This is a genomic window from Bradyrhizobium vignae (assembly GCF_004114425.1).
Lineage (GTDB): Bacteria > Pseudomonadota > Alphaproteobacteria > Rhizobiales > Xanthobacteraceae > Bradyrhizobium > Bradyrhizobium vignae.
On sequence record NZ_RDQF01000050.1, the window covers coordinates 17,055 to 36,903 of the forward strand.

The window sequence follows — 19,849 nt, forward strand, 5'->3', positions numbered from 1 at the left end:
GGATGGTGCGATAGCCTCGCGGTGAGTGGGGGCGCGCTACATTCCGGGCAGCTTCGTCACATACACATTCAGCGAGCCGCCGGCTTCCGCGACCACGCGCAGGGTCTTGGAATCGAACGCGATGTCGGCGAGAGTGAGGCTTTCAATCCTGGCCTCGACCTTGAGGCCGTCCTCGCTCTTCTGGTAGTCGGCGATGGCGGCCGCGATCTTCTCGCGCGCGTTGGCGGCGATCGGCTTCAGATCGAGGGTCGCCTTCTGGAGCAGCGCCTGCTGCATCTGCGGCACCACCGCGCGCGCGGCGGCGCCCAGAAGGCCGAAGGCGGCCTCGGACTCCACCGCGAGCTGGATGTCGGCGAGGCGCAGCGTCTGCCGCGCCTGGTCGAGCACCGGCCGGCCCCAGATGTGCACCGTCGCCTCGGCACCGAAGCCGAACCAGCTCTTCTTCTCCTTGGCGCGCACCAAGAGCGAGATCAGCAGCCGGTCACCCGAGGGGATGACGTTGGCGCTCTTGACGGTGACGTCGACCGGGCCGGAGCCGTCCTCGGGATAGGTGTGGCCGACCATCTGCGCTGCGATCAGCTTGTTGATCTCGGTGAAGGGCACGTCGATCGGCACGCCGATGTTCACGCCGGTGCCGGTCGGCGGCACGATCGAGATCTTGTCGGGGAACGGACACTCCGGCTTGGTCTGCGTCGAGGTGACGCGCGTCTCGGCCTCGAGGCCGAGCAGCAGCGTCACGGCCTGCGCATCGACGCGCGGCTGCGCCGCGATCGCCCGCACCGGCTTCATCTCGAGCCAGAGCGGCGGCAGCGCGGCCGATGAACCCGAGCCTTGCAGCGGGATCGAGCGGCAGGCCTTGACCCATTGCGTCTTCGCGTTCTCGCGCAGCGATGGATCGTTGCGGATGCGCTCGGAGACGGCGTTGATCTGCTCGCCGACATTCTTGTCGATCAGCGGCTTCACCTGCGCCGGCACGTTGACCTTCGCGCCGGCGACGTTGAGGTTGGTGTCGCCGAGATTGACCTGGGCTCCGAGATTGGGCTCGAGATGCCAGGCAGCGGCGAGCTTCGGGCGCGAGGTGACGACGACGTTGCCCTTGATCTCGGCGCTGGCGTTCAGGTTCTTGATGTTGACCGCGCCGATCCGCTTCGCTGCGTCACCGCCGAGTACGCTGCCGAGTGCGTCGCCAAGCGCGCCTGTGGCTTTCGACGACAGCGAGCCCGTCACGTTGAGCTTTCCGGTGAGCGGGGTCGAGATCGTCAGCACGTCCTTGTCGCCGCTCGCTGCCATCGGCCCGCGCGCGGCGGACCAGCCGATATCGGCGTTCTCCAGGATCTGCGAGATCGGGTTGTCGGCCTTACCGGCGAAATTGCGCGGCGCGGCCTTCTCGGCCTGCTCGCGGATCGCAGATATCGCGATGGCGACCGGCGCGACGACGATGGAGCTCTTCGAGGCGGGCGGCAGCGGCGGCAGCTGCGCGACGACCGGCGGCGCCGAATTCGTCGCGCGCGGCGACAGGACGTCCATCACCTTCAGGCTGATGAAGAACGATCCCGCGAGCACTGCGACGCCGATCAGGATGGTCTTCAAATTCAACGTGAGTCGCATCGATCCCCCAAGCCGCCCCGGCGGAGATTTTACAGGGCGGGCGAGGAGGGCGCTAGAGCGCACCGGTTGGGTGGAATTGGGGCGAACAGGTTAACGGCTGCGAACGCGCCGTCGCCCGCTTCAAGTCATCACGACGGGGGCTAGCTGCGCCGAGGACGGCGGACCGCTCTCACGTTGCCGCTACCACCGCCGCCGCAGAAGAAGCGATCGCCGCCATCTGACTCCAACCCTGACACGATTGCCCCGGCGGGCAGGTCGAGTTGCTCGATCACTTTGCCCGTTTCAGGGTCGATCCGCCGCAAATCGCTCTCCTCGCCCTCCCAGGTGCCATGCCAGAGCTCGCCGTCGACCCAGGTCACGCCGGTGACGAAGCGCTTGCTCTCTATGGTGCGGAGAACCTTTCCCGTTTCGGGATCGACCTGATGGATCTTGCGCTCACGATATTGTCCCACCCAAAGCGACCCTTCGGCCCAGGCCAGGCCGGAATCGCCGCCGCCGCCGGGCGCCGGGATGGTGCCGAGCACCTTGCCCGAGGCCGCATCGATCTTCTGGATGCGATCTTCGGCGATCTGGAACAGGTGCCGGCCGTCGAACGCCGTTCCCGCATGCGCCGCGACGTCGATGGAGCGCACGATTTTGCCGCTGGCCGGATCGACAGCGTTCAACTTGTCGCCGGATGCGAACCAGACATGCTTGCCGTCATAGGTCACGCCGTGCACGGCCTCGACACCCGGAAACGGTCCATACTCCGTGACGATCTCGGCGGCTGAACGTTTCATGTGCTCGATACCTGTGAACTGGTGCACACCTTATGTCTTCAGGAGCGGCGTGGGGAGTAACAAGCCTGTCGGGAAACCCGGAACGGGAGGCGTCATCCAGCGGCGCGCGCGTCCGTGTCCGAAGGACTGCACCTTGCCCGAGCGCGCCAGCTCCTCGAGGGCGCGCTGCACGGTGCGCGGACTGATCCCAAGCGCAAGTGCGAGCGCCGAGCTCGACCACGGCTCGCCGTCGGCGAGAAAAGCGAGGACAGCGGCGTGCTTCTCCTCATTGGGCCGCGCCAGCACGAGGACGTCGCGAATCTTCCGCGGCGCCAGCACAAAGCCCTGCTTGGTCGCGCTGACATCGGCCAAAGGCCTGAGCTGGGTGCGGAGCCGTCCGATCTCGACGCGCAATCGCGCGCGGTGCGACTCGTCCGCGTGCTTGGCTTGAAACGCGCCTGATATCAACGTCTCTCGCGAGACATCCGCCGGCCATGCCTGCGCCAGCAGACGAGCGAGCGCGAACAGCACGGGGCGCGTTCCCAGCGACACCACGACGCCTTGCCTGCGCACCACATGATGGAAGGTGTCCACGACGAGCGCCGTCGAGGTCGCCAGTCGTTCGATTTCTCCAAGCAACAACGGGTGTTCGCTGCCGCGCGCGATCAGGCGCGCTGCCGGCGTGTCGAGTATGATGTTCGCGCTCTCGACCTCGGCCACGAGCGCCGGGATTCTCGCAAGGCGCGCCGCGTGAGCCGCGCGGCCGAGGGCCGCGCGTGCCTCTTTCGTCCTGAGCCGCCTGATTGCGATGCCGGCGACCACGAGCTCGCGGACGACCTGGGAGGCAGGCGGGAGCGGCGCAGGGCGGACTTCGGCCAGCGTGCGCTCGGCCTCATCAAGGCGCCCGACCAGAAGCAAGCGACGCGCCTCGACATGGCCTGCATGGGCGGCATTGACGAGATCGCCGTGGTTTTCGAGCGTCGCGCGCGCCGCCGCGAGCGTCTTCACGGGCCAGCTCAGATCGCGCGAGACCAGCGCGATCTCGGCTTCGGCGACGATGCACCTCGCGCGTGCCACGGCCTCGCGCGGACCGAAGGCGCGCGCGGCAGTGCGCAGCAGCGACTTGGCTTTGGCGAGCTCGCCGAGCTGTGCCATCGCGATGCCGCGCAACGCCAGCGACGGCGCATCGTTGCGCAGCGCAACGCGGTTCAGGGCACCGAGCGGATCGCCGGCTTCGAGCGCGCGCGCGGCGGCGGTGATCAGCGACTCCATGTCAATCCCGCCACACTTGTTACTCCCACCGCCCAGCCGCTTGGTGCCAGACATCGCTGACGGCCGACAATGTGCGGCGAGGGACGATCGGTTCCGCGAGACGCGGGAAGGTCGCCCGGACGAGACGTCAGGCAAGGAGTTTGGAGAACCATGATGACTTCAGCAGACAAAGCAGGGACGAACGGACAGACCGCCATGCAGACCCCACCGGTGGTGTCGCCGCAGGATTGGGAGGCCGCCCGCCAGCAACTGCTCGTGAAGGAAAAGGCGCATACCCGTGCCCGCGACGCCCTGGCCGCCGAGCGCCGGCGCATGCCGTGGATGGAAGTCAGCAAAACCTATGCGTTCGAGGGCCCCGGCGGCAAGCTCAGTCTGCTCGACCTGTTCCAGGGCCGGCGGCAGCTGATCGTCTACCGCGCCTTCTTCGAGCCAGGCGTGTTCGGCTGGCCCGATCACGCCTGCCGTGGCTGCTCCATGGTCGCGGACCAGGTCGCCCATGTCGCCCACCTCAACGCACGCGACACCACGCTTGTGTTCGCCTCGCGCGCGCCGCAGGCCGACATCATCAGGCTGAAGAAGCGGATGGGCTGGATCATGCCATGGGTCACCATCACCGACAGTTTCGACGCCGATTTCGGCGTCGGCGAATGGCACGGCACCAACGTGTTCTACCGCGACGGAACGCGCATCTTCCGCACCTATTTCGTCAAGAGCCGCGGCGACGAGCAGATGGGCGGCACCTGGAACTATCTCGACATCACCCCGCTCGGCCGCCAGGAGGTGTGGGAGGATTCGCCGGCAGGCTATCCGCAGACGCCGACCTACAAATGGTGGAACTGGCACGACAGCTACACGGAGGGAGCGGCGCCCGATCAGAAGTGGATCGAGATCTCGGACGCCGGCGAGAAGGCGTTTCGCAAGGAGGCCGCGGAAGGTCGTGACTAGTCCGCTGAGCCCAACCGCGCCCGCCCGTCGCTATGGCATGGTGCCCGCGCGCCACCTCGCCAGATGGCTTGGCCTTGCGGCCACGCCCACCTTCGCGGTCATGGCGCTGCTGACGGCCGTGCTCGGCGACGGAGCGGCAAACATGCTGTGCGGCGCCGGGCAGGGATCGCTGCTCGGCGGGATGGTGCCGATGTATCTCTTGATGAGCGCGTTTCATTCGGCGGCGTGGCTGAGGTTGATCTCGAACCGGTCGACTTCCGCCGGTGTGAACGCCCCATCCTTCGAGACGCGCGCAAGAGCGCGCTCCTCAGGATGAGGCTGACTGGCAGCGGCCCGGCGGCGAAAATGCAGCCGCACACTCAACCCTCATCCTGAGGGCCGCCGCCGGCGGGCGTCTCGAAGGATGCGCCGCGATTTTCGATGCAAGCCCCAACACGCGGCGCCTGCGCCGCTATTGCGCTCCCGCCGCCTGCAGATACGCAACGATCTTGCCCGCTTCATCCACCGAGATGCCGCCATAGGGCTGCATCTTGTTGCCGGAGACGACCTCGTCCGGCTTGACCATGAAGCGGGTCAGCTTGTCCTGATCCCAGACGAATCCGGCTTCCTTCATCGACGAGGAGTAATTGTAGTTCGGCAGCGAGCCGGCCTTGCGTCCGACGATCTTGTTGAGGTTGGGACCGAGGCGGTTGTCGCCTTCCTTCACGGAGTGGCAGGTGCGGCAGGAATTGTTGAAGGCCTGCTGGCCGCTGTCATCGCTCGCCGGCTGCTGCGCCAGCGAGGAGGGTGCCGACAGGAGCAGCGTCAATGCGCCCGCGCCTGCAATCGAGCGCAGCCGCGTGCCTGACGATGGTTGCTGGCGTGATTGCATCTGCGCCTCCGTCGGAGACCGCACCGCAGCGAGCGCGCGTCGGGATCTCGAGGGCAAACGAAAACGGCCCCGGTGGGTTCCGGGGCCGTTTGCGTCACAATGTCCGGTCGCTTTAGCGCGTCGCGGTGCCGAGATCCGCGCGCCGCTCGGTCATCGGCAGCACGATCACCTTGGTGCCCACGTTGACGCGGGAATAGAGGTCGGTGACGTCGTCGTTGGTCATGCGGATGCAGCCGGAGGAGACGTGCTTGCCGATGGTCTCGGGCGCGTTGGTGCCGTGGATGCGGTAGATGGTGCTGCCGAGATACATGGCGCGCGCGCCGAGCGGATTGCCGGGCCGCCGGCCATGTGGCGCGGCAGATAGGGCTGGCGGGCGATCATCTCCGGCGGCGGGGTCCAATCCGGCCACTCGGCCTTCTTGCTCACCGACTGGATGCCGGACCAGGTGAAGCCGTCGCGGCCGACACCGATGCCGTAGCGCAGCGCCTGGCCGTTACCGAGCACGTAATAGAGATAGGTGTTGGGCGTATCGATGATGATCGTGCCCGGCGCCTCGCGCGTCGCGTAGGAAACCGTCTGGCGGCGGAAGCGGGCCGGCATCTCGACGGTGTCCTGATCCTCGGACGGCGCGGCCTGGTAAGGCGCTGCCTGATAGGGCTGATAAGGCTGGATCGGCTGCGGCGCGGCCATTGGCGGCAGCGGCTGGAAGAAGGGGAAGAGCTGCACCGGCGCGGCCTTGGCTGCACCAGCGAATGCGATTGCGGAGACCGCGACTGCGCCGAATGCAACGGCGCGCGAAAACGTCTTGAACGTGTCCAGATTGAACATGTGATCGCCCCTGTTTGCTCGGTGTTCTGCTCACCGCGGCACCGTTTCGGTGCTCCGTTGCGTGGATCATTAACTGCAAAACGTTTCGGGACATTTGCGCGGAAAACCGAAAACGGTTTCATGGCGGCAAGGATTGTTTCATGACAGTTTCGTGGCTCCGCGAGGCCATTAACGAACAAAACAGTGGGCCGACACTTCTGTGACGTCACACGCCTGAAATATCCTTCGTTGATGGTCGGTACCTGAGAATCATCAAACTCTCGGGACTTTCCCATGCGGGTATTAATCGCGACCGACGCTTGGCATCCGCAGGTCAACGGTGTGGTCCGCACCCTGACCTCGCTGGCGAATGCGGCCAAGGCCCTCGATGTCGAGATCGACTTCCTCACCCCCGACGGCTTTCCGTCCTGGCCGCTGCCGACCTATCCGGGCCTGCGCATTGCGCTGCCGAGCGGGAAGGAGATCGCACGGCGGATCGAGAGGGCGACGCCCGAGGCGCTGCACATCGCGACCGAGGGCCCGATCGGCTGGGCCGCGCGGGCCTATTGCCGCCGCAACCGGCTCGCCTTCACCACCTCCTACACCACGCGCTTTCCGGAATATGTCTCGGTGCGGACCGGCATTCCGGCCGCGGTCGGCTATGCCGTGCTGCGCCATTTCCACGATGCCGCCGCCATGACCATGGTGGCGACACCCTCGCTGCGGCAGGAGCTGTCCGAGCGCGGCTTCAAGCGGCTCGGCTTCTGGACGCGCGGCGTCGACACCGAGCTGTTCCATCCCGACGCTCCCGCGAGCCTCGATCTGCCGCGCCCGATCTTCATGACCATGGGGCGCGTGGCCGTGGAGAAGAACCTCGAAGCGTTCCTCTCACTCGACCTGCCCGGCACCAAGGTCGTCGTCGGCGACGGCCCGCAGAAGGCTGCGCTCGAAAAGAAGTATCCGGACGCGGTTTTCCTCGGCGAGAAGAAGGGTGCGGATCTCACCGCGCATCTCGCCGCGGCGGACGTCTTCGTGTTTCCGAGCCTGACCGACACCTTCGGCGTGGTGCAGCTCGAGGCGCTCGCCTGCGGCACGCCGGTTGCGGCCTTTCCGGTCACGGGTCCGAAGGACGTCATCGCCGATCACCCGATCGGCGCGATCGACCACGATCTGCGCACCGCGTGCCTGCGCGCACTCACCATGTCGCGCGAGACCTGCCGCAATTTCGCGCTTGAGCGCTCCTGGGAGAACAGCGCGCGCCAGTTCGTCGGCAATCTCACCTCACTTCAGCCCAGCCGTGTCCTGCGCGCCTCGCCTCGCATGGCGCGGCGGCCGGTGCGCAGCTGATCGTCAATTCGAACCCACAGCGAGAACCTCATCGATGGCCAAGATCATGAACCTTGACGGCACCCAGCAGCTCGACCTCACCCGCGGCACGGTCGAGCAGGCCTATGACCGCTGGGCGCCGGTCTACGATCTCGTGTTCGGCGGCGTGTTCGCCAAGGGTCGACAGGCCGCGATCGCGGCAACCAACAAGATCGGCGGCCGCGTGCTCGAGGTCGGCGTCGGCACCGGCATCTCGCTGCCGCTCTACGCGCCGAACCTGCGCATCTTCGGCACCGACATCTCGGAAGCGATGCTCGACAAGGCGCGGCGGCGCGTGAAAGAGCAGAAGCTGAAGAACGTCGAGGGCCTCGCGGTGATGGACGCCGAGAAGCTCGAATTCCCCGACAATTCCTTCGACGTCGTGATGGCGCAATACGTCGTCACCGCCGTGCCGAACCCGGAGAAGGCGCTCGACGAATTCGCCCGCGTGCTGCGTCCCGGCGGCGAGCTGATCATCCTCACCCGCGTCAGCGCCGACACCGGCATGCGCCGCTTCATCGAGCAGAAGCTGCAGCCGGTGGTGCGTCCGCTCGGCTTCCGCACGGCGGAGTTCGCCTGGTCGCGTTACGCGAAGTGGCTGGCTGGTGCGCATGGCATGGAGCTCGCCGAGCGCCGTTTGATTCCGCCGCTCGGCCATTTCTCGCTGGTGCGCTTCCGCAAGGTCGACGTCGCCAAGGCGGCTTGAAAGGCGGCGTGAGCTCACGCGTCGCGTGCGTCATCGCGCCGCTGCACATCGTCACATGACGAAATGATGATGTCACACGGCCTACATCGAATCCCTGTAATCCCGGACCCGAAAGCATTTTGGGGGAGAGCATGATCAAGAACTATCTCGAGCAGCTGCGGATCCAGCGCTGGGACGACCATCGCTACTATCACCACAGCCGCATCAATCAGAGCCTGCATTTCGTCAGCGCGCTGAGCTTCCTCTTCGCCTATGTCTGGCTGTTCATCGATCCTGTGGTCTCCGCGCTGGTCGGTTGGCTGGTCTCGATGACCTCGCGCCAGGCCGGTCACTTCTTCTTCGAGCCGCACACTTACGACCACATCAACCAGGCGACGCACGAGTACAAGGAAGAGATCAAGGTCGGCTACAACCTGCAGCGCAAGGTGGTGCTGATGGCGATCTGGGCGCTCTCGCCGCTGGTGCTGGTTGCCGATCCCACCCTGTTCGGCCTGTTCACGCCGTGGCAAAGCGCGACCGACTTCATGCGTCAGGTCGCCAAGATCTGGCTCGTGGTCGGCGGCGGCGGCCTGCTGTTCCGCACCGTGCACCTGTTCTTCATCCGCGACGTCGAGACCGGTCTCGTCTGGATGACCAAGATCCTGACCGATCCGTTCCACGACCTGATGCTCTATCGCAAGGCGCCGCTGGCCCTGATGCGCGGCGAGCTCATGGACCCCGGCCTGCATCTCAACCCCGAGCACACCCTCGGCCTGATCGGCGAGCCCACGCTCGAAGAGCAGCACGCCTGAGCGCGCGGCGGACACAACGCACTCCTATGTCTGCTGGTTACGTCATGCCCGGCCTCGTGCCGGGCATCCACGTCTTGGGGGCTGCATCTTCGCCTCTCTCCGCGCGCGGTGGGGCAATCGCACATGGTGCCAATGTAGCGGCATTGAAAGTAGGCTCCCTCTCCCGCTTGCGGGGGAGGGCTGGGGTGGGGGTGTCTCCGCGTCGGGATTGTCGGGGATTGCTGACGGCGTCCCCGTGTGGCGAGAACCCTCACCCGCCGCGCTCTGCGAGCGCGGCGGCCTCTCCCGCAAGCGGGAGAGGCGGAGCAAGCCCGCGCGATAAAGCCTCAGCGCCCGAACCGCTTGGCCAGCATCTCTTTCAGGATCTGCCGCTTGATCTGCTTGTTGGTAAGGGCGCCATCGTGCCACCAGAAGCCGTCGGCCTTCATCTTCTGCGCGGCGCGGACGAAGCGTTCGGCGACCTCGGTGAAGTCGGCATCGGTGTAGTTGAGGCTGAAGATCAGCCTTCCGGTGCCGACCCAGCTCAGCGCCAGGCCCTCGGCGCGCAGGTAATATTGCAGCATCCAGTTGTAGCGGGACGGGGTGGTGTATTTCACCGTCCAGATCGACGAGAAGTTGGCGAAGCGCACCGGCAGGTCGGCATCGCTCATCATTTGGTTGAGCTTTTGGACACGGCCATTCCAGGTCTCTTCCAGCCCGTCATAGACGGCGCGGAAGTTGGGGCTGGCGAGCCGGCTCAAGAACTCGTCCATCGCCGTCATGACGTAGGGGTGCGAGTTGAAGGTGCCGCGGGCGAAGCAGATGTCGGCGGGGCGATCATCGCGGAAGCGGCGCATCAATTCGCGCTTGCCGCAGACGACGCCGACCGGCAGGCCGCCGGCAAGGCTCTTGCCGTAGGTCACCATGTCGGCCTTGACGCCAAAATATTCCTGGGCACCGCCGGCGGCGAGACGGAAGCCCACGAAGACCTCGTCGAAGATCAAGACGATGCCGCGTTGGTCGCAGACCTCGCGCAGCTTCTTCAGCCATTCTGTATAGGCCGCGCGATCAAAGTCGCCGCCGCGGGAGGAATCGACCAGCGAGGAATCGCCGGGCGCGTTGACGTTGGGATGCAGGCCCTGCAGCGGATTGACCAGCACACAGGCGATATCTTTGCGCGTCTTCAGCACATGCAGCGTCCTCTCCGACATCTCGGCGAGGGTGTAGGTCTCGTGCGCAGGAATGGGGTTGCCGACGCCGGGCTGCACGTCGCCCCACCAGCCGTGATAGGCGCCGGCGAAGCGGACCAGATGCGTGCGCTTGGTGTGATAGCGCGCCAGCCGCACCGCCTGCATCACGGCCTCGGTGCCGGACATGTGGAACGAGACTTCGTCGAGGCCGGAGATCTGGCGGAGCCGGCTCACGTTCTCGAGGATGACCGGGTGGTAGGGGCCGAGCACGGGACCCAGCGCATGCGCGCGCTTCTCGGCGCCCTCGATGCACTCCTTGTAGAAGTCGTTGCCGAAGATGTTGACGCCGTAAGATCCGGTGAGGTCGTAGGAAGTGTTACCGTCGACATCGGTGACGGTGACGCCGCGCGAGGATTCCATGAAGGTCGAGGTGCCCAGGTGCTCGCGCACGAGACGCGAGAACTGGAATGGCACGCGGTAGCTCTCGGTGAAGTTCAGGTCGGAGATCGCCTCCGCCGCCTCCTTCGTCAGGGCGCGGCCCTTCGGGTAGCGCTCGGCGTAAAGCCTGGCGAGGCGGAAGAAGGCGTCCTTGCGCCGGGCCACGATGTTGGCGGGCGCACCGTCGCATCCGAAGTACCTGTCACCCTCGAACTCGTAGAATGGGAGCAGCCGCGCCACCCGCCGCGACATCTTGGAGTGCCCGGCGAGCGAGCGGTGCTTGGCGCGGGACAGTTCGACCCGCGCCTTGATCTTCGGGAGGACGGCGGCAGCGGAGGCTGCGGCGGCCACGGACATCGAGAGAATCGGGAGTGTCGTTTCCATGACAACAAGCGCTAAACCTGCGAGCTGACAGATTCATGACAGTCAAAGCCCTCATCGCCTCTTTCACCCAGCAGGAAGACCTCAACTTCCTGTTGACCAACCGCATCCCCCGCGCGGCCTTGACCCGCTTCATGGGCTGGTTCTCCAAGATCGAGAATCCCTTCGTGCGGGACTTCTCGATCGCGCTGTGGAAGCTGTTCTCCGACCTCGACCTGTCGGAGGCGCGCAAGACCCACTTCAAGAGCCTGCACGACTGCTTCACCCGCGAGCTGAAGCCGGGCCTGCGGCCGTTCGATCCGGACCCCTCGATTGTTGCCAGCCCTTCGGACGGCATTGTCGGCGCTCACGGCAAGATCGCGGACACCGAGCTGTTCCAGGTCAAGGGCGCGCCCTATTCGCTACTCGATCTCCTCGGCGATTCCGCGCTGGTCGATCAGCACCGCAACGGCTCCTTCGTCACGCTGCGGCTGACCTCGAGCATGTATCACCGCTTCCACGCGCCCTATGACGCCCATATCGAACGCGTCACGCTGATTCATGGCGATGTCTGGAACGTCAACCCGATCGCGCTCAAGCGCGTCGAGCGTCTCTTCTGCAAGAACGAGCGCGCGGTGATCCGGACGCACCTAGCGACCGGCGAAGCGGTGACACTGGTGCCCGTTGCGGCGATCCTGGTCGCGAGCATCCGCCTGCACTTCCTCGACATGGTGCTGAACGCGCAGACCCGCGGCCCGGTCAATTTCCCCTGCGACGTCAATGTGGCGAAGGGGGAGGAACTCGGCTGGTTCGAGCACGGCTCGACCATCATCATCCTGGCGCCCGGCGATTTCATCTTCTGCGATGGCATTGCCGAGGGTACGCGCATTCGCGCTGGTCAAGCGCTGCTCAGAAAAAAGTAGCCTTCAATCCGCCGTCCCCGCTGCCTATATCGTCGTTCGGGGACGATTCGATCGACACGGATTTGAGCGATGGCGCGGGCGCCGGTGATGGCAGCGGGTGGAATTGTGCTGCGGCGTGGACCTGCGCCACGGATCGCGGTCGTGCGCCAGCGCAAGCGCAACGAATGGGTGCTGCCCAAGGGCAAGCTCGATGACGGCGAGACGCCGAAGCAAGCCGCGCACCGTGAGGTGCTGGAGGAGACCGGCCACGACGTTGCCGTGCACGAATTTCTGGGCACGCTCGCTTATCAGTCCGGCGGGCGCTCCAAGATCGTGCATTTCTGGCGGATGCAGGCTGACGGAGCGCCGGTCCGCAAGCTGATGAACGACATCAAGGCGGTCGACTGGCTGACGCTGGACGATGCGATCGCCCGCCTTTCGCGCGAATATGAGCGTGCGTTCCTCAACGAAGTTGGCCCGATCGCGCTCGCGGCGGCGGGGTTGGCGCCTCTGTCCGCGCCGGAGTCGAAGCAGGATTCCGAGCCGGTATCGCCATTGGCCACCGACGATATCGAGTCAGCCCTGCAAACGCTGACACCGGCGGAAGCTGCGTCCGTGGATGAACTGCGGCACGGCCTGTTGCAGAAGGTGAAGGCCTGGTTGCGCGGCGAAGCGTGAAGTCTCGAGCCGCGCTGCTCGCAGGTGAGACGGCATCCGCAGGTTGATGCGATCAGGTGAGCGTCAACTTCCTCCACATCGTCATTGCGAGCGCCGCGAAGCAATCCAGAATCTCTCCGCGAAAAGATTCTGGATTGCTTCGTCGTTTCGCTCCTCGCAATGACGTGGAGATGGCTGAGTGCGCCTCTCTCGCACTCTTTGCTCAGAGGCCACCGCCGGGCCGAAGATGCACATGCGGGCGCGACGGGCGAAAGTGAAATGTCACCGCCGCTCCTTCTCTTTGGGAGCCGGCTTGCGCGGCGCGGCGGGGCGTTGAGCGCCCGGCAGGCGTTGCTGGACTCCGCCGGAACGCTGCATGCCCGGCTGTTGGATCGCCGGCGGCTGGCCTGGCTGCAATCCTGTGCGCGGCATTTGCGGCTGCGGGGTGAGCCCCGGCTGTGGCGGCGCGATGACTCCGGGCTGCACCGGAGCTTGTCCACTGCGCTGCGGCTGGGCTCGCGGCGTGCCGCCCGGCTGGATGCCTTGCTGAGCGCCTTGTCCGGCGCGAGGCGCGCCCATCGGGCGACCAGCGCCCTGTTGCCGCGGCCCTTGCTGCTGCCCTTGCTGCTGCCCTTGGCCGGTACGCGGCGTACCCGGCTGCACCGCGCCACCTTGTTGTCCTTGTCCCTGTCGCTGCGGCGGTTGCGCGCCTTGCTGCGTTCCTTGCCGGCCCGGCGTGCCCGGCTGTTGCTGACCTGGACGATTGTTCTGACCGGGCTGTCCGTTCGGCCGCTGCGGTTGCTGGCCCGGCGCCGTCGTCGGCCGCAATTGTTGCTGCTGCGGCGGTTGCACCGGCCGCGGAATGCGGCTGATCGCGGCCGGATTGGCGCGGCGGAAGTCGCGCTGCTCGATGACGATTTGCCGGCCCGCGGTCTGGGCGAGATGTACCTGGCTGACGAAGCTACGGTCGCGCGCGATCTGCTGCGCGGGAATCGTGATCGGTACCGCGGTAAAGCGCATGACGCCGCCGGTGCCGCTCGCGCCAGGCCGGATCGCAAAGCCGCTCGCGGCCTGCGTCAGCGCGCCGAGCCGCGCCCCGCTGCTGCGGTCGTCGACATCGATGTGGCCGACCCGGCCGTCGGCGTCAGGATAGAGCTTGATGTTGACGTTGCTCGCCCTGTTCGCCGCCGCACCTTCGGGAACATCGATAACCCCCGTTGTGCCGCGGATGCCGAGCGTTGCCGTCGGCGTCGTGATCTTCATGTCGCCGGTCTTCGCCACGGCCGCTGCGACGAAGGCCACCGTGCCCTTACCGACGTCGAAGATCGCCGAATTCTGCTTGCCGCTATCTTCATAGACGTAATCGTCGATGGTGATCTTCGCGCTGGCCGAAAGGTTGAACGTCGTCGCATCGTTGAAGGTGATGCCGAGTGAGGAGTTCGACGAGGTCTGCACGACGTCGTTGAGATAGATATCGTCGCGCACCCGCAGCGGATAGGAATTCCTGTCGCGGATCACGGTCGCGATCCCCGTCACCGTCGCGACGTTGCCGATCGGCTCGACGGCGGCGGGCTGTGCGTCCGGGGACGGTGTCGGCGAGGCTGATGGCGTCGGTGAAGGCGCGGGCGTCGGCTGCACTTGTGGCTGTGCCTGCGCAAGCTCGATGGCATCGGACGCGAACGCCACACCTGTGCCTGCCAGCGGCAAGGCCAGCAGGGCGAGCGCGAACATGGAGCGGCGCCAAGCTACCAACGAAGTCACGAGGAGGTCCCGGAGAGAAGGCGAGGCGAGAGCTGCGGATTTCAGCCGGGCGCATCTGAATGGCGGATGAACGTCTGCCGCACGGGAAGGGACGAGCGTTCGAGCGGTGCGCGGCTCCGGCGTGGGTTGGCTCTCTCGACAACGTCATGGCCGGGCTTGTCCCGGCCATCCACGCCTTGTTTGGCGACACCAAGAACGTGGATGCCCGGGACAAGCCCGGGCATGACGAAGATCGCGAATCTCTCAGGGACCACGCGCTCCGCGCATCAGCTCACGCGCTTCCAGGTCTGACCGCCGCAGAACATGCCGCCGAAGGCGCAGCCCTGCACGCGCATCGCATTCGGGCTCTTCATCGAGATCGTCGAGTCGTAGTTGCGGCCGGAGTTCGGATCGCGAATGCGGCCGCTCCACTTCGAGCCCTCGGGCTTCATGTTGATCAGGATGCGCTCGTTGGTCTTCTCGGCATAGCCGCAGAGATTGGGGCCACATTGTTCGACGCGGACATTACCTTTGTTCTCTTCGGTCGCCCACACGCCGATCGGCGAATTCGGTACCGCGACGGGCGCGGCGGCAACCGGAGCCGGCACGGGAGCAGCAGCGACGGCCGCGGGCTCGGCAACGGGAGCAGGAGCCGCAACAGGTGCGGGCTGCGTGTTGTCGAAGCTGGACGGGGCGGAAGCTGCAGGCGTGGTGACGGCCGACGCGGTGGGCGCGGTCGCCTGCACTGGCGACTGCGGCACCGGCTGCTGCGGCGCCGGAGCCGGCGCGGGCTGCGCCGTTGTGGTCGCGGGAGCCGGCGTTGTGTCGACGTCATCGTCCTTGGAGCCGCCAAGGCCCTTGAGGTTGATGCTGTCCAGCTTGATCGGCTTGTCCGACAGGCCCGGCGCAATGATGGTCACGCAATTCAGTGAGGCGCAGTTGCGCGGCGTCTCGATGCGGATGTGCTGGCCCTCGATCTGAAACGAGATCGAATTGCCGGCATGCGCGGCGGCGGTCGAAACGAGGAAGAGCGCGGCAGCGGCGATGGTGAGCTTGTTCATGACAATCTCCGAAATTGCGCGGTCCCGAGATGGACTGAAGTCGCTGGCGGTTGAAGCGTGGCTCGACCCTACGCCGAGGTGGTCAGGCGTTCTGTGATGGACGTCACAACGGCGCCTGGCCGGGGCTCTCGCTGGAAGCCCGTGCAGCCGACCGTTCCTGTCTCCGCGAGGCCGGCGCGCGAGGATAGAACCCCTCATCCGTCGCGCTTCGCGCGCCACCTTCTCCACAAGGGGAGAAGGGAAGAGAGATACCGTGTGCTGAGCCTCTAAATCATGCCGAGCACGATGGCGCCGACGAAGGCCATGGCGAGGTAGGCGGTGATAACGCTCAGTCTCCCGGCGAACGTCATGTCGCTCCCTCCATGCGCGCCGCTTGGCGCGCAGCCTTATGGTTAACAGAAAGTTCCTTCTCGAAAAAGTCAGGCTCGCTGTCGCTCATCGGCGGCAGCGTTCGAGCCAGCGCAGGCCGTCATGGTTAAGGAAGGCTGAAGTCAACACGTTGAAGAGTCCTTAAGTAAATTCATCGAACGTGCGTGCATGACGCGCGGAGTTCGTTTGTATCTCGTCGGCTCCATCGTCCTTGTTTCGCTAGCGGGTTGCGGTCGCGGCTTCTTCCAGGCCGAACGTGAGCCATGGCGGGCCGAGGCGGAAGCGGCGTGCCTGAAATCGGGCGCGGTCAAGGAGAGCGCCGACATCGTCCGCATCGATCCGATCTCGGGGCCCGGCATGTGCGGCGCCGAGTATCCGCTGAAGGTTGCCGCGATCGGCGAGGCCTCGAGCACCTATGGCTTTACCGACGAGACGTTGCGCCCGCCCGGCAACATCGGCAACCAGCCGCGCTGGCCGGTGCAGCCGCAGTCGAACTATCCGCAGGGCCAGAATTATCCGGCATCATCCTATCCGCAACGCTCGACCTATCCCGAGAGCGCGGTACACCAGCCCGCGGGCTATGGCGCCTCGACCGGGCCGATGTCGCTGAACGCACCGGGCGTAGCGCCGCAGGAGGACGAGATCGATCTGCCCCCCGAGGGCACCGATGCCGCGGGCGCAGCGCGCTACATGAATGCACCGAGCTATCCGGCTCGTCCTGCGCCTTACTCGCAGGCGCCTGCGCAGCAGCCGCTGCCGCGTCTTGGCCGGGCGCAGGGCAATTCCGTCACGGCCGTCGGTCCTGTCGCGATCAAGCCGACCGCGACGCTCGCCTGTCCGATCGTATCCGAGCTCGACCGCTGGCTCGCCGACACGGTGCAGCCTTCGGCGATGCGCTGGTTCGGCGTCCGCGTCGCCGAGATCAAGCAGATCTCCGCCTATTCCTGCCGCGGCATGAACGGCAATCCCCATGCTCATATTTCCGAACACGCCTTCGGCAATGCACTGGACATCTCCGCCTTCGTGCTGGCCGACGGCCGCCGCATCACCGTGAAGGACGGCTGGCGCGGCATGCCGGAAGAGCAGGGATTCTTGCGCGATGTGCAGTCGGGTGCGTGCGCGCATTTCACCACCGTGCTCGCGCCGGGCTCGAACGTCTATCACTACGATCACATCCACGTCGATCTGATGCGTCGCGCCAGCCGCCGCCTGATCTGCCAGCCCGCCGCCGTCTCCGGCGAAGAGGTCGCCGCGCGCGCGCAATCGCGCAGTCCCTATGCGAATGCGCGCGAACCGTCAGTGACCGGCTCGCTCGGTGCACGCAAGAGCGCGACACGCAAGCGGGAAGAAGACGAGTACGCCGACGATTAGCGGCGCTCTTGCCTGTCGCCCGGATGACGCTGCGCGCAATCCGGGAAAGTCCCCGCATTCCGCTTCGCCCCATGCGGGCTACGATCTCGCCGGCTTCGACGGCGCCACCCCCATGCATAGCTGCACCTCGCCCGGAACGTTGTAGGTGCGCATGATATGGCGGCTGTCGCGCAAGCCGGACGCCTCACGTTGCACCACGAACATCCAAAGCGCGTAGCCGGCTTCCATCACCAGCTTGCGCCTGGCCGGTTGCATCGAGGTCGGCACCTCCGAGGCTGCGTGGGCAGCGTCGAACTCACGCAAGCGCGCCAGCGCCTGTTCGAGTGCGCGGCCCATCCGTCCAAGTGCCGAGGCCTGTTCCTGGACGATCTCGTAGTGGAGGATATCGACCGGCGGGCGAAGATCACGAGACATGGCCGCAATATAGTGCTGCCCGGCCCGCAGGTGCAACGCGCAGCTACGTCGTCTTGTATGCCGCCAGGAACATCCGTGTTGCGCTGTCGACCACCGTGGTCATGCGCTCTTCCGACGGCGCGGGTGCGGCCTGGAACACGAAGGGCAGGAAGAGCGAGGCTTTGCACAGCTCCATGAATTGCGAGGCGGCGAGATTGCAATCGTCGATCTCGAGATCGCCGGAGGCGACCTGGGCTTTGAGATAGTCGGAGAGGCGATTGATGCTCTTGTCCAGCACGCGCGCATAATAGCGGCGGCCGACATCGGGCATGCGCTCGGCGATCGCCATCACGGTGCGGATCGCCGATCCGCCGCCGGGCCGGCAGAGCAGATGGATATAGGCCCGACCGAACTCCTTCAGGGTGGTCTCGGCATCGCGCGCGGGATCGAAATTGAACACGACCTGGCCGTGCTGGAGCGCTTCCTGCTCGAGGATGGCTTCGAACAGCGCGGATTTGTCGGCGAAGTAGACGTAGAGCGTGCCCTTGGAGACCTGCGCGGCGCGCGCGATCTCGCCCATGCTGGCGCCGTCGAAACCAAGATCCATGAACACCTTGCGGGCACCGTCGAGGATCTGGCGGCGCTTGGAGCCGTCGTCCTCCTGGATGACGTGCAGATGTTCGCTGGCAGTTACAACCATTGGTTCAGCGTCTCGAAAGGTTTTTGGGCCGGCTCAGGGCCATGAAACCCCGAATAAAGGATTCGCGGCGGTACAGTCTTGGCCGGGAATATTATTGTATATTGACCGAACCGTTCGGTCAATGATATCTGGGATCGGCGAGAGGAAGCCGGCTGCGCAGCGGCCGCCCTCGGTCGCGCTTATTGGGGAGGCCTTTATGGCCGTATCGAGAGACCAGGCTGCTCGCGTCCTTCGCCAGGAAGCGGCGGAGGACCGGGCCGGCGGTGATGCTGCGTCCGAGACATCGGCACCCCCTGCCGAGCAGTTGCGCGCTCATGTAGCCGAGGAAACGAAGCGTCCGACCCGCGAGGCGCCAGAGAAGCCCCTGATCGACAAGCCGGCCGCACCCGCTGCCGCTGCGCCCAGGTCCGGCAAGCGCAAATACGTCCTGATGGGCGTCGGCCTCGTCCTCGCAGTCGCTGTTGCAGGCTATGCAGGCTACTACACGCTGGTCGGCCGCTTCTACATCTCCACCGACGACGCCTATGTCCGCGCCAACAACACCATGCTCGGCGCGCGCGTTGCCGGCCATATCTCCTCGATCCTCGCCGGCGACAACACGGCGGTGCGTGCCGGCGACATCGTCTTCCGCATCGACGACGGCGACTACAAGATCGCGGTCGAAGCCGCCGCGACCAAGATCGCGACCCAGCAGGCCACCATCGATCGCATCGGCCGCCAGGTCGCCGCGCTCGACAGCCAGGTCGCGCAGGCCAAGGCGCAGCTCGTCTCCGCCGAAGCGGGACTCAAGCGCGCCGACCTCGATTATGAGCGCCAGCAGGCGCTGAGCAGCAAGGGCTTCGCCTCGCGCGCCACCTTCGAGAGCTCGGAAGCCGGACGCGATCAGGGCGCCGCCGCGGTCAAGGCCGCGCAGGCTGCCTACGACGTCGCGGTCAGCAATGTGGACGTCGCCAAGGCGCAGCAGGCCGAAGCACAGGCTCAGCTTGCCGAGCTCAAGACCACGCTGGCCAAGGCCGAGCGCGACCTCGGCTTCACCGCGGTGCGCGCGCCGGTCAACGGCACGTTCTCGAACCGCCTGGTCAACACCGGCGACTTCGTCGCGGTCGGCCAGCGCCTCGGCAACGTCGTGCCGCTGGACGAGGTCTACATCGACGCGAACTTCAAGGAGACGCAGCTCAAGCGCATCCGTCCCGGCCAGCCGGTGACGATCAAGGTCGACGCCTACGGCATGCGCAAGTTCTCCGGCGTGGTCGACAGCATCGCGGCGGGCGCGGGCTCGGTGTTCACGCTGCTGCCGCCGGACAACGCGACCGGCAATTTCACCAAGATCGTGCAGCGCGTGCCGGTGCGCATCCGCGTGCCGAAGTCGGTGGCGAAGCAGAACCTGCTCCGCGCCGGCATGTCGGTCTACGCGACCGTCGACACCAACAAGGGCGCCGCCGACGCCGACAGCGAGGTCGATCTCGACGATCCCACCGCGATTCATCCGCAGTAGGGGCGCTATGATGTTCGAGACGAGCGCCGCTTCGTCTTCCACCTCCCCCGAAGGGAGAGGTGGATCGTGCC

General features: G+C 66.0%; 18 protein-coding genes and 1 pseudogene. 9 read left to right on the top strand and 10 right to left on the bottom strand.

Translation table 11 applies throughout. The features are described from left to right. Window positions 1–36 precede the first annotated feature (36 nt). The 3 genes from EAV90_RS30240 to EAV90_RS30250 all read right to left on the bottom strand — a co-directional run bounded on the left by EAV90_RS30240 (window position 37) and on the right by EAV90_RS30250 (window position 3,638). Window positions 37–1,608, bottom strand: a complete 1,572-nt coding sequence (locus tag EAV90_RS30240) for a DUF4403 family protein (protein WP_122401938.1) — start codon at window positions 1,606–1,608, stop codon at window positions 37–39. A gap of 140 nt (window positions 1,609–1,748) precedes the next feature. After that, a complete protein-coding gene (locus EAV90_RS30245; RefSeq protein WP_164937171.1) occupies window positions 1,749–2,387 on the bottom strand; it encodes a Vgb family protein in 639 nt (212 codons plus the stop codon). 30 nt (window positions 2,388–2,417) lie between these two features. Continuing rightward, window positions 2,418–3,638: an HTH domain-containing protein gene (locus tag EAV90_RS30250; protein ID WP_129145550.1), complete on the bottom strand. Its 1,221-nt coding sequence runs from the start codon at window positions 3,636–3,638 to the stop codon at window positions 2,418–2,420. Between the two features lie 150 nt (window positions 3,639–3,788). Between EAV90_RS30250 and EAV90_RS30255 the strand changes: the two genes are divergently transcribed. Both EAV90_RS30255 and EAV90_RS30260 read left to right on the top strand, forming a co-directional pair. Continuing rightward, a complete protein-coding gene (locus tag EAV90_RS30255) occupies window positions 3,789–4,583 on the top strand; it encodes a DUF899 domain-containing protein (RefSeq protein WP_129145551.1) in 795 nt (264 codons plus the stop codon). Beyond that, on the top strand, window positions 4,576–4,899 hold the full coding sequence (locus EAV90_RS30260; RefSeq protein ID WP_245509657.1) for a hypothetical protein: 324 nt from the start codon (window positions 4,576–4,578) through the stop codon (window positions 4,897–4,899). The genes EAV90_RS30255 and EAV90_RS30260 overlap by 8 nt, the downstream gene beginning before the upstream one ends. Window positions 4,900–5,034: 135 nt before the next feature. Here EAV90_RS30260 and EAV90_RS30265 read toward each other — a convergent pair whose 3' ends face one another. Both EAV90_RS30265 and EAV90_RS30270 read right to left on the bottom strand, forming a co-directional pair. Continuing rightward, complete coding sequence (locus EAV90_RS30265) at window positions 5,035–5,454, bottom strand: c-type cytochrome (protein WP_122406503.1); 420 nt, start codon at window positions 5,452–5,454, stop codon at window positions 5,035–5,037. 112 nt (window positions 5,455–5,566) lie between these two features. After that, window positions 5,567–6,282 (bottom strand): annotated as a pseudogene (locus tag EAV90_RS30270) (L,D-transpeptidase). A 273-nt stretch (window positions 6,283–6,555) separates the two neighbouring features. Here EAV90_RS30270 and EAV90_RS30275 point away from each other — a divergent pair. From EAV90_RS30275 to EAV90_RS30285, 3 genes are all read left to right on the top strand, one after another. Beyond that, window positions 6,556–7,608 carry a glycosyltransferase family 4 protein gene (locus tag EAV90_RS30275; protein ID WP_129145552.1) on the top strand — a complete coding sequence of 351 codons (1,053 nt, stop codon included), beginning with the start codon at window positions 6,556–6,558 and terminating at the stop codon, window positions 7,606–7,608. Window positions 7,609–7,642: 34 nt separating this feature from the next. After that, window positions 7,643–8,332, top strand: coding sequence for a class I SAM-dependent methyltransferase (locus EAV90_RS30280; protein ID WP_122401944.1), 690 nt, complete (start codon window positions 7,643–7,645; stop codon window positions 8,330–8,332). 131 nt (window positions 8,333–8,463) lie between these two features. Further along, a complete protein-coding gene (locus EAV90_RS30285; RefSeq protein ID WP_129145553.1) occupies window positions 8,464–9,123 on the top strand; it encodes a hypothetical protein in 660 nt (219 codons plus the stop codon). 326 nt (window positions 9,124–9,449) lie between these two features. On the opposite strand, the gene EAV90_RS30290 is transcribed toward EAV90_RS30285, so the two are convergent. Next, a complete protein-coding gene (locus EAV90_RS30290; protein WP_129145554.1) occupies window positions 9,450–11,114 on the bottom strand; it encodes an aminotransferase class III-fold pyridoxal phosphate-dependent enzyme in 1,665 nt (554 codons plus the stop codon). Between the two features lie 35 nt (window positions 11,115–11,149). Here EAV90_RS30290 and asd point away from each other — a divergent pair, with 35 nt between their 5' ends. Beyond that, a complete protein-coding gene (gene asd / locus EAV90_RS30295) occupies window positions 11,150–12,013 on the top strand; it encodes an archaetidylserine decarboxylase (RefSeq protein WP_122401947.1) in 864 nt (287 codons plus the stop codon). 69 nt (window positions 12,014–12,082) lie between these two features. Further along, window positions 12,083–12,670 (top strand): NUDIX hydrolase, encoded by a 588-nt coding sequence (locus tag EAV90_RS30300; protein ID WP_122401948.1) that lies wholly within the window; start codon window positions 12,083–12,085, stop codon window positions 12,668–12,670. Window positions 12,671–12,931: 261 nt separating this feature from the next. Here the strand turns inward: EAV90_RS30300 and EAV90_RS30305 are convergent, their stop codons facing one another. Together EAV90_RS30305 and EAV90_RS30310 are read right to left on the bottom strand one after the other, a co-directional pair. Continuing rightward, complete coding sequence (locus EAV90_RS30305) at window positions 12,932–14,380, bottom strand: FecR domain-containing protein (protein ID WP_245162577.1); 1,449 nt, start codon at window positions 14,378–14,380, stop codon at window positions 12,932–12,934. A 296-nt stretch (window positions 14,381–14,676) separates the two neighbouring features. Then, on the bottom strand, window positions 14,677–15,450 hold the full coding sequence (locus tag EAV90_RS30310; protein ID WP_129145556.1) for a DUF2147 domain-containing protein: 774 nt from the start codon (window positions 15,448–15,450) through the stop codon (window positions 14,677–14,679). Between the two features lie 537 nt (window positions 15,451–15,987). Between EAV90_RS30310 and EAV90_RS30315 the strand changes: the two genes are divergently transcribed. Further along, entirely contained in the window at window positions 15,988–17,190 is a 1,203-nt protein-coding gene (locus EAV90_RS30315; protein ID WP_129145557.1) for an extensin-like domain-containing protein, read from the top strand. A gap of 78 nt (window positions 17,191–17,268) precedes the next feature. On the opposite strand, the gene EAV90_RS30320 is transcribed toward EAV90_RS30315, so the two are convergent. Continuing rightward, the gene (locus tag EAV90_RS30320) at window positions 17,269–17,604 is read right to left on the bottom strand and encodes a DUF6665 family protein (RefSeq protein ID WP_122401952.1); all 336 of its coding nucleotides are present in this window, start codon (window positions 17,602–17,604) and stop codon (window positions 17,269–17,271) included. A gap of 43 nt (window positions 17,605–17,647) precedes the next feature. Beyond that, window positions 17,648–18,283, bottom strand: coding sequence for a TetR/AcrR family transcriptional regulator (locus EAV90_RS30325; RefSeq protein WP_122401953.1), 636 nt, complete (start codon window positions 18,281–18,283; stop codon window positions 17,648–17,650). A 196-nt stretch (window positions 18,284–18,479) separates the two neighbouring features. Here EAV90_RS30325 and EAV90_RS30330 point away from each other — a divergent pair, with 196 nt between their 5' ends. Continuing rightward, window positions 18,480–19,778, top strand: a complete 1,299-nt coding sequence (locus EAV90_RS30330) for an HlyD family secretion protein (protein WP_129145558.1) — start codon at window positions 18,480–18,482, stop codon at window positions 19,776–19,778. Window positions 19,779–19,849: the final 71 nt, after the last annotated feature.

Coding starts and splice junctions, on each gene's coding strand:
- EAV90_RS30285 (WP_129145553.1), top strand. CDS start 8,464: ATGATCAAGAACTATCTCGAGCAGCTGCGGATCCAGCGCTGGGACGAC.
- EAV90_RS30255 (WP_129145551.1), top strand. CDS start 3,789: ATGATGACTTCAGCAGACAAAGCAGGGACGAACGGACAGACCGCCATG.
- EAV90_RS30330 (WP_129145558.1), top strand. CDS start 18,480: ATGGCCGTATCGAGAGACCAGGCTGCTCGCGTCCTTCGCCAGGAAGCG.
- EAV90_RS30315 (WP_129145557.1), top strand. CDS start 15,988: ATGACGCGCGGAGTTCGTTTGTATCTCGTCGGCTCCATCGTCCTTGTT.
- EAV90_RS30290 (WP_129145554.1), bottom strand. CDS start 11,114: ATGGAAACGACACTCCCGATTCTCTCGATGTCCGTGGCCGCCGCAGCC.
- EAV90_RS30300 (WP_122401948.1), top strand. CDS start 12,083: ATGGCGCGGGCGCCGGTGATGGCAGCGGGTGGAATTGTGCTGCGGCGT.
- EAV90_RS30245 (WP_164937171.1), bottom strand. CDS start 2,387: ATGAAACGTTCAGCCGCCGAGATCGTCACGGAGTATGGACCGTTTCCG.
- EAV90_RS30275 (WP_129145552.1), top strand. CDS start 6,556: ATGCGGGTATTAATCGCGACCGACGCTTGGCATCCGCAGGTCAACGGT.
- asd (WP_122401947.1), top strand. CDS start 11,150: ATGACAGTCAAAGCCCTCATCGCCTCTTTCACCCAGCAGGAAGACCTC.
- EAV90_RS30250 (WP_129145550.1), bottom strand. CDS start 3,638: ATGGAGTCGCTGATCACCGCCGCCGCGCGCGCGCTCGAAGCCGGCGAT.
- EAV90_RS30325 (WP_122401953.1), bottom strand. CDS start 18,283: ATGGTTGTAACTGCCAGCGAACATCTGCACGTCATCCAGGAGGACGAC.
- EAV90_RS30305 (WP_245162577.1), bottom strand. CDS start 14,380: ATGTTCGCGCTCGCCCTGCTGGCCTTGCCGCTGGCAGGCACAGGTGTG.
- EAV90_RS30265 (WP_122406503.1), bottom strand. CDS start 5,454: ATGCAATCACGCCAGCAACCATCGTCAGGCACGCGGCTGCGCTCGATT.
- EAV90_RS30280 (WP_122401944.1), top strand. CDS start 7,643: ATGGCCAAGATCATGAACCTTGACGGCACCCAGCAGCTCGACCTCACC.
- EAV90_RS30240 (WP_122401938.1), bottom strand. CDS start 1,608: ATGCGACTCACGTTGAATTTGAAGACCATCCTGATCGGCGTCGCAGTG.
- EAV90_RS30310 (WP_129145556.1), bottom strand. CDS start 15,450: ATGAACAAGCTCACCATCGCCGCTGCCGCGCTCTTCCTCGTTTCGACC.
- EAV90_RS30320 (WP_122401952.1), bottom strand. CDS start 17,604: ATGTCTCGTGATCTTCGCCCGCCGGTCGATATCCTCCACTACGAGATC.